This is a genomic window from Herbiconiux sp. (assembly GCF_023264895.1).
Classification (GTDB): Bacteria; Actinomycetota; Actinomycetes; order Actinomycetales; family Microbacteriaceae; genus Herbiconiux.
In genome coordinates this window covers 1-12,231 of sequence record NZ_JAHFUY010000113.1, presented here as the reverse complement: position 1 = coordinate 12,231, position 12,231 = coordinate 1, and the positions used below count along the sequence as shown (strand labels likewise).

Genomic DNA, 12,231 nt, shown 5'->3' with positions numbered 1-12,231 from the left:
CTTCGCCGGCGCGGTGCGCACCGTCCGCTGCTTCGAGGACAACGGGCTGGTGAAGCAGGTGCTCGCCACGCCGGGGGAGGGGGCGGTGCTCGTGGTCGATGGCGGCGGTTCGCTGCGCACCGCGCTCATGGGTGACCTGATCGCGGCCGCCGCCGTGGCGAACGGCTGGGCGGGTGTCGTGATCTTCGGAGCCGTCCGCGACCGGCGGGCTCTCCGCGGCATCCCCCTCGGCATCAAGGCGCTCGGCAGCAATCCCCGCAAGAGCTCGAAGGCGGGCGAGGGCGAGGTGGATGTCGTGCTGACCGTCGACGGCGTCACCTTCGCTCCCGGCGCCACCCTCGTCAGCGACGACGACGGCATCCTCGTCGAGCGGCGACAGCACGCGACTTGACAGTAGGTGCGCTCAAGAGCGCCGACTTGGCACAACTTGGGTCAAGTCGGCGAGCGCGAGGGCGAGCACGGCGGCGGCGATGAGGTGCTGGCGAGTTCTGGGCATTGATCAAGCGTCTCGCTCTCAGGCGGGGCAGCGCTCCGAGGGCATGGTCTTCACGCTGACGTTCTCGATCGGCAGCGTGTTCTCGTGCGCGATCTGGATCCTGCTCACCCGGTCGTCGATCAAGGCGAAGACGATCCAGCCGCCCGTGCCGTCGGTGATCCCGTAGTAGGGGAAGTCGTCGCTCTGGTAGGTCCCGGTCAGTTCGATGTCCGGATACGCCGTGAGCAGTTCGTCCTCGGTCGAGCCGATGCCGATGCCCTCAGCGGTCGTCGGAGTGATCGCGCGATCATCCGCACCCTCCGCTCCACCGTTGCCGAAGGTGATGGCGGCGGTGACCGGTCCGTCGGGCGCGCTCACGAAGCGGAGCGCGAAGCCGCTCGGTGCCTGGAGGTCGAGGTAGCCGGTGACGCAGAGCGGGTCGGTGATGTCGTCGAAGGCCGGCAGCAGCTGCCGCTGTTCCTCGAGCGAGGAGCCGAGTTCGACGGGACCGACTCCGTCGAAGCCGATGATCCAGGTGCTGGGGTCGGTGGCGTCCACCTGGGGTGGTGCCGGCGGCAGTGTCGGTGTCGGCGGCGGAGTGGTGGCCGGCGCGGGTGTCGGGGTCGATGTCGGTGGTGGCGGAGACGTGGTCGCGGTCGAGGTCGGAGTGTTCGCGACGGGTGGAGCCGGAACGGAGTTCGGCAGGCCCGTGACGATGATCGCTGTGGCCGTCGCCGCGACGCCTGTGAGCAGCGCGATGCTTCCCAGGATCGTCGCCCAGTGGCGCGGCGACCGCGACCTCCGGGGGCTGGTGCGAGCATGCTGCAGGATCGTCCGGCGCATCGAGGCGGACAGCTGCGGGTCCAGATCCTGTCCGGTCATCGAGCACCTCCGGTGTGTGCGGTTCCCTTGTCGAGTGAGGCCAGCACGTCGCGTGCCAGGCGCTGTCTCGCCCGGGAGAGGCGGGACTTCACCGTTCCAGGTGGGACGGAGAGCACCGTCGCGGCGTCGGCTGTGGAGAGCTGCTGCACGAGGCAGAGCGTGATGATGTCCTGGTCCCGCTTCGACAAGCGGGCGAAGCCGTCGCGCACGCGGGCCGTCATCGCGTGAGTGTCGAGTCGAGCAGCGACTTCGTCCGCGGGGTCCGTGCCGTGCTCGGACTCTCGCATCTGTTCGAGAAGACTCCGGTACCGGCGACGAGAACGGTCGAGATTCCGGGCGAGGTGGTTGGCCGTGACGAGGAGCCAGCCGATGACGGATCCGTCGACCACGCGGACGGATTCGCGTCGTCTCCAGGCCTCGAGGAAGGTTGCCGCGGTGACGTCTTCGGCGTCATGGATCGTGGGTGACATCCGTTGCGCCTGACGGAAGACGCGGTTGCGGTGCAGGTCGAAGATGACGCCGAAGGACTCGGGATCGCCCGCACGGGCGGAGTCCCATCTGGCGGCTTCGTCGTCGGGCGCGGTGGTGGTCACGTTAAGAGAATGTCGCCACTCGTCGATCGGTTCCATTCACGGGGATCGCGTTGTGGTCTTAAGGGGCGCTGGCGCGGCCCTGGGGAGCTCGTCCACTTGGCAGAAGTTGCGCGCAAAACCCGCGACTTGGCACAACTTGGGTCAAGTCGACTTGAATGAGCGCACCTACTGTCAAGTCGCCGCACGCTTCGCGACCGAGGGCGGTGTTTCCTGGTGGTGTCTGTCAGGAGGCGGGCTCGGAACTCACGTGCGCGCTGGTCGTTCCCCCTCAGTCCGTCGAACGGCGGAAGACGACCTCGGATGCCACGACCGCACGGGTCGTCAGCAGGGCGGAGCGCTCGGGATCGGCCGCGGCGGCGATCGCGATGTCGGCGAGCTGCTGCACGGGCTGACGCACCGAGGTGAGATCCAGCACCTGAGCCACGAGGGTGTCGTCGAATCCCGAGACGGCGATCCGCTGCGCGGCCGGGCCGGCGCGCACGTGCTCCAGCACCCCGACCGCGATGAGATCGTTGGCGCAGACCACCCCGTCGATCTCGGGCCAGCGGGAGAGGAGCGACTCGGCGGCGGCCCGACCCGATTGCGGCGACGTGCCCCCCGTGACCGAGCGGAGCGGCTCTCCGGCGAACCGCTCCGACATCACCTGAGCGAACGCGACCTCGCGTTCCCGCGACGTCGCGATGCGAGGATCCTGCCCGATGAACGCCGGATGCCGGCACCCGGCCGCGATCATCCTCTCCACGAGCGCCTTCACCGGCGCCTCCTGGTCGACGCGCACGAACGGGATCCCCTCGTCGATCACGCGATCGATCTGCAGCACCGGCACGGTCGACGCCGCTGAGCTGAGCCCTTCACGACTCGCCTCGAGGTCGACGGGGGAGATGAGCAGGGCGTCGACACGACGGTCGAGGAGGGTGTTCATCGCCGCGGCCTCGGCCTCGGGGTCGTTGCCGGTGTCGGCGATGAGGATGCTGAGTCCGCGAGATCGTGCAGCGTGCTCGAGGGCCTGCACGAGTGCGGGGAAGAACGGATTGGTGAGATCGGGCACGACGAGACCGAAGGTGCCTGTGCGCTGGGTGCGGAGCGACCGACCCACGGTGTCGGCCCGGTAGCCCAGCTTCGATGCGGAGTCCTGCGCTCTTCTGACGAGCTCGGGCAGCACCGCGCGGGAGCCCGTGAGGGCACGGGAGACCGTGGAGATCGACAGCCCGGCGTCCGCTGCGACCTCGCGGATGGTGACACGGTGCGGGGCCTGGTCCATGGCACCTCCTTGCGCTCAGTATGCCCTGCGCGTAGGTTCGGACGCGAAGCCGGAAAACGTTTGCCGAGCAAACCCCCAGACAACCCGGGAATCACCCCGAGGAACAGGAGCATCATCATGTCCGCAGAGACCCGCAGCTTGTCCGGCACCGTCGTTGCCATCACGGGGGCGAGCTCCGGCATCGGCCGCGAGGTCGCCCGTCAGCTCGTGGCCGAAGGTGCACGGGTGGCCCTGACCGCCCGTCGCGAGGAGCGCCTCGTCGAGCTCGAGACCGAGCTCGGCAGCGATTCCGTGGTGTGGGTGGCCGGCGACATCGCCGACCCCGCCACGAGCAACGCCCTCGTGCAGGCGGCCACGGAGACGTTCGGCTCGCTCGACTCGCTGGTCGCGTCTGCGGGCATCGGCGCCTACGGCGGAGTGCTCGACGGCAGCGACGACGACATGCGGCAGATGATCGACACCAACTTCACGGGGACGGTGTGGAGCGTGCGCGCCGCTGTCCCCGCCATGCTCGAGGCCGGAGGTGACATCGTGATCGTGAGCTCGGTCGCGGGCATCCGCGGTGGTGCCGACGAGGCCGTCTACGCGGGCACGAAGGGCGCCCAGGTGATCTTCGCGGGCGCGATCGATCGCGAACTGCGGGAGTCCGGCATCCGGGTCACGACCGTGTGCCCGGCGGCCGTGAGCACCGAGTTCGCCATCGGGCGCGGTCGCACCGAGGGAGACGCTTGGCTCGACGACGTGCTGATGCCGGCCGACGTGGCGCTGTCGATCGTGCAGGCGCTGCAGCAGCCGCGCCGCGTGCGCACCTCGCAGATCGCGATGTGGAGTGCGGCCCAGGGCAGCTGACCGGAATCGGCGATCGATCTCGGAGTCGGCGTGACGAAGCGCCGGCTCCGAGGTCGTGCATGGCGGCATCGGCGGGCGCCGAGAGCGAAGCGGCCCGTCTAGGCTCGCAGGGTGAGCGCAGACGAGACCCTCGAACCCGGTGTGTACGAGCACTTCAAGGGCAACCGGTACGAGGTGGTCGGGGTCGCCCGCGACAGCGAGACCGAGGAGCCCGTGGTCGTGTACCGGCCGCTGTACGGCGAGCGGGGGCTGTGGGTGCGGCCGCTCGCGATGTTCGTGGAGCACGTGGAGCGCGACGGCTACAGCGGGCCCCGGTTCGTGCGCGTCAGCGGGTGAGGGCTACGACGACCAGGTAGGCGGTGGCGCTCGCCAGGAGCGTGCCGGCTACGAGCTGGAGGTAGGGGTTGGCCGCCAGACGGCGCCAGCCCGGCTCGAGCTCGGGGCGGAAGAAGCGACCACGACCGCCCCGCGGTGCCTCGGCCGGAGCGCTCGGCTGCGCGGAGCGGTAGCGCGGGTGGGTGTGGGCGTGGGGATCGGATGCCGGCGGCGAGATGGGGTCGACCGGGGGCCGGACGGGCTCGGGTTGCCGGGTGGGCTCGGGCTTCCGGACGGGCAGGCGTTCGGGCGGAGGAAGCCGAGACGCCGGGGGAGCGGACGGGCGGTGAGGGGGTTCCCGGTGGACGCGCGCCGCCCGCGGCCGACGGGCCGTGAGGTCGATGTCCCAGAGGAACTCGTCGAACTGCTCATCGGCGGAGGCACCCGCCGGAGCGGCAGCAGCAGCGGCGTTCGAGTCGTCTGTGTGTCCGCGTGCCATGAGTGCCCTGCCGTCGCCGTTCGGTGATGTCCTTCGAGCCTAGGCAGGGGCATCCGCTCGGCCCATGGGGAGAACTCCCCATGCGACGCCGGAACCGCCGTCAGAGCTCGGCGGCGTAGGCGGTGAGCGAACGGCGGTAGCGGGGGAGGTGCGCAGCCAGCGCCGTGAGCGTGAGCGCCGCGGCCTCGCGCTCGCGACCGGCGTGCACGAGGGCCAGCGCGAGGAATCCGGTGACCGCGTCGTCGAGCTCGTCGGAGGTCGCCGCGCGCTCGGCGGTCAGGAGCTCGATGCTCTCGTCGACGTGGCCGAGAGCACGCAGCGAGCTCGCCAGCTGGATGGTGGCCTGGCGCCGCTGCGACGCGTCGAGGGCGGTGGCGCGCTCGCCGGAACCGGCGACGTCGGTCGTGCGCGAGAGAGCCTCACGATAGAGGGGAACGGCCCTGTCGGTTCCGCCCGTCGAGTCGTAGGCACCCGCCAGCTCGAACGCACCGACCGCCGAACCCTCGGGGAGCTCGGCCACGAGCCGCCGCATGGCCTCCACGAAGGCCTCGGGTTCGAACTCGTCGAAGCGCTCCCACAGTGCGTCGGCGCGGGCCTGCCAGTCGTCCATGCCTCCATCCTGCCTCAGCGGATGCTGGACAACCGGCTGCCAGCGGCGTGGCACCACCCGATGTCGGTGGTGCCGCGCACAATGGGCGCATGAACATCTTTGACACGTGTGAACGATGCGACGGGTCGGGCGCCGACCCTCGCCAGTCCTTCTTCGACGACGTCGTCGACCTCTGCGGCGACTGCTCCGGAGACGGCGTGCTGCCCTCCGACCGCCGCCACGACGAGAAGCGCGACCAGCGCCACGACGAGCTCGCCGGCAGCCGCGCTGCCTAGACCTCCTTTCATGCGAACGCACGGTTCGAACGTGCTGTCCACATGAAACGAACTGGTAACGAATTCTGAAGGTGGATGCGCCGCATCCGCTTCTCGGAGGACGATTCTGGGAGGAAGGTGTACCGATGGGCCGACAGAACTATCGCCGGGCGAGCCCCGTGCCTGTTCCCGTGGGGCTCTCGGAGCCCGACTCCGATCCGTATGCCGCCTACCTCGACTGGATCGCCCGCGGCCGCCCCTCGATGAGCGGCGGCGGCGCCGTTCGCCCCGAGGCCTCGACCGTCCTGCTCACCGAGCACGTGCAGGTGCAGGAGCTCGCCGGCGGCTCGGAGTTCGGCGGCCCCATCGCCGCCTCGAAGCCGAGCGCCTGGCAGCGACTCGTCGGGGCCTTTCGCCGCTCCTGAACAGGCGGGCACGCGCCCGCACGGCTTAAACCACGAGACCCGCCGCGCCCAGCCCAGAAGGCGGGTGCGACGGATCCCGTCGACGAGTTCTGCGCTGCGGCGCTAGTCCGCCTGCGCCAGCGAGAACCGCACCGAGCCGCCCTCGTCGACCTGCGCGTCGAGCACCTTGTCGTCGAGCGCCGAGGCGGCGGTGGGCTCGAGGTACACCCGGGCGCCCGCGCTCTCGATCACCTGATCGGTGGGCTCGGGCCGCGGAGCGACCGCCACCTCGAAGTTGTTGCCCGCCTCTGCGGCGGAGATGCGCAGACCCGCCTCGGTCGCATCGGGCGCGGCTCCGAGGGTTCGGTCGGCGAGATTGGTGACGACGACTGCGGCGTTTTCGGTGAGGGTGAGCATGAGCTCTCCTTCCGGCTAGCGATCAGAAGTCATCCACCTTCGTCGCTGCCGCCCGAGGTCACAACCCCGGGTGCGGGAGCTTTGCGACAACTCCCAGAGAGTCGTCGCCGATCACGCGCCACACCGTGCGGGTGAGCGCCGGATGCTCGAGCGCGATCTGGCGGAGCACCCGGTAGTTGCGTGCGGCGTTCGGCCGCTGACCACCGTTCTCGTTGATGGTGTCGGCCCGCAGCAGGTAGACCACGAGCTCGTCGACGGTCGGCAGCTCCTCCATGAAGTCCCACGGATCCTCACCCGCGAGCAGCCGCTCGTGCACGATCGTGTCGAGCTCGTCGGCCGCTTCGGCGCGCAGCACCTCGAGGCTCGCGCGCCCGCGGGGGAGATGCTCGTGGTTCACGCAACGAGCCTAAACGCGAGGGCCCCGAGGTGCGACTCGAGCGTTGCTCAGCGGAGCGCGGGCTGTCGGTTCAGTGCAGCCAGGGCGTGGCTCAGCGGAACGCGGGCACCCCCGTCACAGCATCGCCGATCACGAGCAGGTGCACCTCGTCGGTGCCCTCGTAGGTGCGCACGCTCTCGAGGTTCGCCGCGTGCCGCATGGGCGAGAACTCGGTGGTGATGCCGTTGCCGCCGAGGATCGTGCGCGCCGTCTGGGCGATCCGGATGGCCTCGCGGCAGTTGTTGAGCTTGCCGAGCGAGATCTGGTGGGGCTTCAGCGACCCCTGCTCCTTGAGTCGCCCGAGCCGGAGCGCCAGCAGCTGCCCCTTGGTGAGCTCGAGCGCCATCTCGGCGAGCTTCTGCTGCGTGAGCTGAAAGCTCGCGAGCGACCGCGAGAACACCGTGCGGTCGCGGGCGTAGTCGAGGGCCGTGAGGTAGGAGTCGCGAGCGGCTCCGAGCACTCCCCACGAGATGCCGTAGCGGGCCTCGTTGAGGCACTCGAACGGACCGCGGAGCCCGCGCGCGCCCGGCAGCAGCGCGTCGGCCGGCACCCGCACCTCGTCGAGCTCGATGTCGCACTGGATCGACGCGCGCATCGACAGCTTCGCCGGAATCGCGGTCGCGGTGAAGCCCGGGGTCGAGGTCGGCACGATGAAACCGCGGATGCCCTCGTCGGTCGCCGCCCAGATGATCGCGACGTCGGCGATCGAGGCGAGCCCGATCCACCGCTTCGAGCCCGAGATCACCCAGTCGTCGCCGTCGCGGCGCGCGAACGTGCTCATCGAACCCGGATCGGAGCCGGCGGCCGGCTCGGTCAGCCCGAAGCATCCGATGGTCTCGCCCGTGGCCATGCCGGGGAGCCACTGCTGCTTCTGCTCCTCGCTGCCGTGCTTGTTGATCGCACTCATGGCGAGCGAGCCCTGCACGCTCATGAAGGTGCGGAGGCCCGAGTCGCCCGCCTCCATCTCGAGCGCCGCGAGACCGTACTCCACGGCGCCCCGCCCCGCGCATCCGTAGCCCTGGATGTGCATGCCGAGAAGGCCGAGCCGACCCATCTCGGGCACGAGCTCGCGCGGGAAGACCGCCTCGTCGAACCAGCGGGAGATGTTCGGCCGCACCTCGGCGTCGACGAAGGCACGCACGCTGTCGCGGGTGGCGATCTCCTCCGGGGTGAGCAGGGCGTCGAGCTCGAGCAGGTCGGCGACATCGATGCCGGCGGCGACCGCGGGGCCGGGGGTGGGGGTGCTGGGGGTGGAAGTGGTGCTCATGGGGTGGTCTCCGTTTCGGGCGCGGATGCGGGGCGGGGCAGGTGCAGGCGGCCGTCGATGCGCAGGGGGATGCTCCAGGGATTCTCGCGGCTGACGAACGCCGGGATCAATCCCGCTCTCGCATTCTGCACCGTGACGGGCCGGAGGAAGCGGTCGAGCGCACCGGCGCCGACGCTCGTGGCCTCGGGGCGGGAGGTCGCGGGCCAGGGTCCGCCGTGCTGCTGGGCCCAGGTGCCGATAACACCGGTGGGCCAGGCGTCGACCGCCACACGGCCGACCCGGGGGATGAGGGTCCGGACCGCGGAGGCGGCTGCGGTGTCGGGCTCGTCGGGCTCGCCGGGCTCGCCGGGCTCCGGATCGGCCGACGTGAACACCGAGGCGGCGAGCGAGGGCTGCAGGCGGGCGAGCGCGGCGAGGGCCTCGTCGACGCTCTCGTATTCGGCGACCACGGCGACGGGGCCGAAGCACTCCTCGAGGAGCGGCGAGCCCTCGGTGAGGTCGCCGATCTGCGCGGTCACGAGCGCCGGAGCGACGGAGAAGCCGGCCAGCGGATCGGCGACGGGGGCGCTTGAGCCGGCGGCCGCGTGCAGCCCGGCGACGGTCTCGCCGAACCGCGCGGCGATCGCCGCCGTGAGCAGCGGCGCCGGCGCGACACCGTCGAGCGCCGACCGGATGGCGTCGGGGTAGCCCTGGCCGGCGGGCGCGAGCAGCAGGCCCGGCTTCGTGCAGAACTGTCCGGCCCCGAGCGTGTAGGAGCCCACGAACCCCGCCGCGATCTCGTCGCGTCGGGCCTCGGCCGCCGGGCTCACGAACACCGGATTGACGGTCCCCATCTCGGCGAACACCGGCACTCCGCGGCGCGCTGCTCGCTCCACGAGCGCCAGGCCGCCGGCCTGGCTGCCGGTGAAGCAGACGACGGCGATGCGGGGGTCGTCGACGATCTGGAGCCCGGCGTCGAAGCCCACGACGAGGGCGTAGGCGCCCTCCGGAGCTCCGGCCGCCCTCAGCGCCGTGCCGACGACCTCGGCGAGGGCGGCACTCAGTCTCGGGTGCGCCAGATGCGCCTTCACGACCACGGGGCATCCGGCCGCCAGAGCGGAGGCGACGTCGTGCCCGAAGACGCCGAAGCCGAAGGGGAAGTTGCTCGCCCCGAACACCGCGACCGGCCCGAGCGGCACGTTCCAGCGCGCGAGCGAACCGGCGGGCGCGTCGTCGAGGCGCACGTCGAGGTAGGAGCCCTCGACCGCGACGCCGGCGTAGAAGCGGGCCTGGGTGGCTGCGCGCTCGAGCTCGCCGGGGAGGCGCGGGAGCCCCAGCCGGGTCTCCTCCTCGGCGATCTGCACGAGCTCGTCGGCGTGCTCGAGCACGGCGGCCGAGGCGGCGTCGATCCAGGCCGAGCGCTCGGCGGGCGAGGAGGCGGCGAGCACGGGCGCGGCCAGCGCCGCCGCCTCGAGCAGGGCGTCGACGCGAGCGGGCGGCGTGTGCGCGACCGATCCGCGGATCTCGCCGGTGGCCGGGTCGTAGCTCGGATCGGCGGCGGGCGACGCACTGGGCGACGCAGTCGACGCGGCGGGCCGCTCGTCCTCGCGCTCGGCGAGGCTCACGCGTGCGCCCCCAGGAACCGCTGCTGCGCTTCGGCGACGGCGGCGGTGAGCACGGCGAGGCCGTCGTCGAGCAGCGCATCCTCGATCACGAGGGGAGGGAGCAGTCGAACCACGTTGCCGTGCGTGCCGCAGACGAGCACGAGCACGCCCTGGGCGAGGCAGTCGGCCGCCACGGCCTTGGCGAGCTCGGGCAGGGGCTCGAGCGTCCAGGGCTGAGCGAACTCCACAGCCATCATGGCGCCGCGCCCGCGCACCTCCGCCACCACCGACGCCGGCCCCGTGTGGGGTTCGAGCGCCGCCCGCACCGTCTGCTCGATGGCGACGGCGCGGCCGAGCAGGTCCTCCTCCTCGAAGGCCTGGAAGACGCCGAGGGCGGCGGCGCACGCGAGCGGGTTTCCGGCGTAGGTGCCGCCGAGCCCGCCCACCGAGGGCGCATCCATGATCTCGGCCCGGCCCGTGACCGCGCTGAGCGGGAGCCCGCCGGCCAGTGCCTTGGCGCTGATGACGAGGTCGGGCACGACGCCCTCGTGCTCGATCGCGAACATCCGGCCGGTGCGGCCCATGCCCGCCTGGATCTCGTCGGCGACGAAGACGATGCCGTGCCGCGTGGCGAGCTCGCGGAGCCCGGCGAGGAACCCCGGCGCGGGCACGAGGAACCCGCCCTCTCCCTGGATGGGCTCGATCACGAGGGCGGCGAACGTGTCGGCCCCGTGCTCGGCGAGCAGTCGTTCGACCTCCGCGAGCGCCTCCTCGGCCACCCGCTCCGGATCGCCCGGCCAGCGCAGGGCGACGGCGTTCGGGGCGCGCACGACGTGCTCGGGGAAGGGTCCGAAGCCGTTCTTGTAGGGAGCGGGCTTGGCGGTCATCGCCATCGTGAGGAGCGAGCGGCCGTGGTAGGCCTCGTCGAACACGAGCACGTTGGGGCGCCCGGTGGCGGCGCGCGCGATCTTCACGGCGTTCTCCACCGCCTCGGCACCGGTCGAGAAGAGTGCGGTGCGCTTGTCGAAGTCGCCGGGGGTGTTCTCGTTGAGCCAGCGGCAGACCTTCACGAAGCCGTCGTACTCGGTGACCATGAAGCAGGTGTGGGTGAAGCGCGCGAGCTGGGCGGCGACCTCCTGCTGCACGAGCGGGTTGGCCGCGCCCACGCTCGTCACGGCGATGCCCGAGGCGAGGTCGAGGATGCGGTTGCCGTCGACGTCCTCGAGCACGGCACCATCGGCGCGCTCCACGAACACGGGCAGCGCGATGCCGAAGCCGCTCGAGACGTGCTCGCGGCGCTCGGCGTGCAGGCGCTGGGAGACGGGGCCGGGGAGCTCGGTGCGGAGCAGTCGGCTCTGCGGCAGTCGACTCTGGGGCAGTCGGCTCTGCGACAGGCTCGGGGCGATGAGGGTCTCGGATGCGGAGGACATGCCGAAACCATAAGCTCATCACCCCGACATCGCGGCTGTGCAATTCGCTCAGGCGCACCGCCGTGGTGGATGATTCATCCATGACTACTGTGGACCTCTCCGAGACCGGCCCCCGCGGGATCACCCTCGAGGAGCTCGCACACCTGTTCTCCACCGAGCTGCGCCTCGCCGAGCCCGGCCGGATCGGCCGGCCCCTCGTGCGCGGCGTGCACGTCTCCGAGCTCGACGACCCCACCCCCTACCTCGAGGGCGGAGAACTGCTGCTCACCACGGGCATCCCGCTCGCGCGCACCGCCGATCCGGTGCCCTACGTCGACCGCCTGGTGGGCCGGGGCGTCGTGGCCCTGGGGCTCGGGCTCGGTGCCGGCACCGACGCCGTCGAACCGGGCCTCGCCGAGGCCTGCCGGGCGGCCGGGCTGCCGCTGTTCGTGGTGCCGCCGGGGGTGCCGTTCCAGCGCATCTCGCGCGGCTACTGGGAGGTGGTGAGCCGGCTCGAGCTCGCCGACCTGTCGTCGCGACTGCGGGTGCAGACGGCGCTCGCGCAGGCCGCGGCCGACGACGACCCCGGGCTGCTGCTCGACCGGCTCGCGCGCGGGGTGGGCGGCTGGGCGGCGTACGTCTCGTTCGACGGCGAGGTCGCCCTCGTGCGCCCGGCCACGGCTGCGGCGGAGCTCGCCGGGATCGTGGCGGGCCTCGGCCGGCTGAGGTCGCTCGGTCCGCACACGGGCGCGACCTTCCCGCAGGGCGGTGACGTGGTGATCGGGCACGCGGTGATGGACGGCCGCCGTTCGGCGGGGTTCCTCGCGGTGGGAGCCGCCGACGACGAGCAGCGGCCCGATCGGCACGTGCTGCTCACCGCGGCGGCGCTGCTCGGGGTCTGCGAGGGCGCCCGCGAGCGGCGGCGGGATGCGGACGACCGGGTGGGTGCGGTCGTGACGGGCCTCGTGCTGGCCGGC

General features: G+C 71.7%; 16 protein-coding genes. 6 read left to right on the top strand and 10 right to left on the bottom strand.

Going from position 1 to position 12,231, the window contains the following annotated elements:
• Window positions 1-391, top strand: a 391-nt coding sequence (gene rraA, locus Q0D57_RS17355; RefSeq protein WP_291046399.1) for a ribonuclease E activity regulator RraA, incomplete at its 5' end; no start/stop codon positions are given.
• 123 nt (window positions 392-514) lie between these two features.
• On the opposite strand, the gene Q0D57_RS17350 is transcribed toward rraA, so the two are convergent.
• From Q0D57_RS17350 to Q0D57_RS17340, 3 genes are all read right to left on the bottom strand, one after another.
• A complete protein-coding gene (locus Q0D57_RS17350) occupies window positions 515-1,357 on the bottom strand; it encodes a hypothetical protein (protein ID WP_291046397.1) in 843 nt (280 codons plus the stop codon).
• On the bottom strand, window positions 1,354-1,950 hold the full coding sequence (locus tag Q0D57_RS17345) for a sigma-70 family RNA polymerase sigma factor (RefSeq protein ID WP_291046395.1): 597 nt from the start codon (window positions 1,948-1,950) through the stop codon (window positions 1,354-1,356). The genes Q0D57_RS17350 and Q0D57_RS17345 overlap by 4 nt, the downstream gene beginning before the upstream one ends.
• A gap of 268 nt (window positions 1,951-2,218) precedes the next feature.
• Entirely contained in the window at window positions 2,219-3,211 is a 993-nt protein-coding gene (locus Q0D57_RS17340) for a LacI family DNA-binding transcriptional regulator (RefSeq protein WP_291046392.1), read from the bottom strand.
• Between the two features lie 117 nt (window positions 3,212-3,328).
• On the opposite strand from Q0D57_RS17340, the gene Q0D57_RS17335 reads away from it, so the two are divergent.
• Window positions 3,329-4,060, top strand: a complete 732-nt coding sequence (locus Q0D57_RS17335; RefSeq protein WP_291046391.1) for an SDR family oxidoreductase — start codon at window positions 3,329-3,331, stop codon at window positions 4,058-4,060.
• A 111-nt stretch (window positions 4,061-4,171) separates the two neighbouring features.
• Window positions 4,172-4,396: a DUF1653 domain-containing protein gene (locus Q0D57_RS17330; protein WP_291046389.1), complete on the top strand. Its 225-nt coding sequence runs from the start codon at window positions 4,172-4,174 to the stop codon at window positions 4,394-4,396.
• Here the strand turns inward: Q0D57_RS17330 and Q0D57_RS17325 are convergent.
• A complete protein-coding gene (locus Q0D57_RS17325; protein WP_291046387.1) occupies window positions 4,386-4,874 on the bottom strand; it encodes a hypothetical protein in 489 nt (162 codons plus the stop codon). The genes Q0D57_RS17330 and Q0D57_RS17325 overlap by 11 nt on opposite strands.
• A 100-nt stretch (window positions 4,875-4,974) precedes the next feature.
• Window positions 4,975-5,484, bottom strand: a complete 510-nt coding sequence (locus Q0D57_RS17320) for a tetratricopeptide repeat protein (RefSeq protein WP_291046384.1) — start codon at window positions 5,482-5,484, stop codon at window positions 4,975-4,977.
• Between the two features lie 89 nt (window positions 5,485-5,573).
• On the opposite strand from Q0D57_RS17320, the gene Q0D57_RS17315 reads away from it, so the two are divergent.
• Both Q0D57_RS17315 and Q0D57_RS17310 read left to right on the top strand, forming a co-directional pair.
• On the top strand, window positions 5,574-5,759 hold the full coding sequence (locus Q0D57_RS17315) for a hypothetical protein (RefSeq protein ID WP_291046381.1): 186 nt from the start codon (window positions 5,574-5,576) through the stop codon (window positions 5,757-5,759).
• 125 nt (window positions 5,760-5,884) lie between these two features.
• Window positions 5,885-6,163: a hypothetical protein gene (locus Q0D57_RS17310; RefSeq protein ID WP_291046378.1), complete on the top strand. Its 279-nt coding sequence runs from the start codon at window positions 5,885-5,887 to the stop codon at window positions 6,161-6,163.
• A 102-nt stretch (window positions 6,164-6,265) separates the two neighbouring features.
• Here the strand turns inward: Q0D57_RS17310 and Q0D57_RS17305 are convergent, their stop codons facing one another.
• The 5 genes from Q0D57_RS17305 to gabT all read right to left on the bottom strand — a co-directional run bounded on the left by Q0D57_RS17305 (window position 6,266) and on the right by gabT (window position 11,275).
• The gene (locus Q0D57_RS17305; protein WP_291046376.1) at window positions 6,266-6,559 is read right to left on the bottom strand and encodes a Fe-S cluster assembly protein HesB; all 294 of its coding nucleotides are present in this window, start codon (window positions 6,557-6,559) and stop codon (window positions 6,266-6,268) included.
• A 58-nt stretch (window positions 6,560-6,617) separates the two neighbouring features.
• The gene (locus Q0D57_RS17300; protein WP_291046373.1) at window positions 6,618-6,956 is read right to left on the bottom strand and encodes a tryptophan synthase subunit alpha; all 339 of its coding nucleotides are present in this window, start codon (window positions 6,954-6,956) and stop codon (window positions 6,618-6,620) included.
• Between the two features lie 91 nt (window positions 6,957-7,047).
• Window positions 7,048-8,262, bottom strand: a complete 1,215-nt coding sequence (locus Q0D57_RS17295) for an acyl-CoA dehydrogenase family protein (protein ID WP_291046370.1) — start codon at window positions 8,260-8,262, stop codon at window positions 7,048-7,050.
• Window positions 8,259-9,866, bottom strand: a complete 1,608-nt coding sequence (locus Q0D57_RS17290; RefSeq protein ID WP_291046367.1) for an aldehyde dehydrogenase family protein — start codon at window positions 9,864-9,866, stop codon at window positions 8,259-8,261. The genes Q0D57_RS17295 and Q0D57_RS17290 overlap by 4 nt, the downstream gene beginning before the upstream one ends.
• Window positions 9,863-11,275, bottom strand: coding sequence for a 4-aminobutyrate--2-oxoglutarate transaminase (gene gabT, locus Q0D57_RS17285; protein ID WP_291046365.1), 1,413 nt, complete (start codon window positions 11,273-11,275; stop codon window positions 9,863-9,865). The genes Q0D57_RS17290 and gabT overlap by 4 nt, the downstream gene beginning before the upstream one ends.
• 80 nt (window positions 11,276-11,355) lie before the next feature.
• Between gabT and Q0D57_RS17280 the strand changes: the two genes are divergently transcribed.
• Window positions 11,356-12,231 (top strand): PucR family transcriptional regulator ligand-binding domain-containing protein (locus tag Q0D57_RS17280; RefSeq protein ID WP_291046362.1); only part of this gene is annotated, 876 nt, incomplete at its 3' end.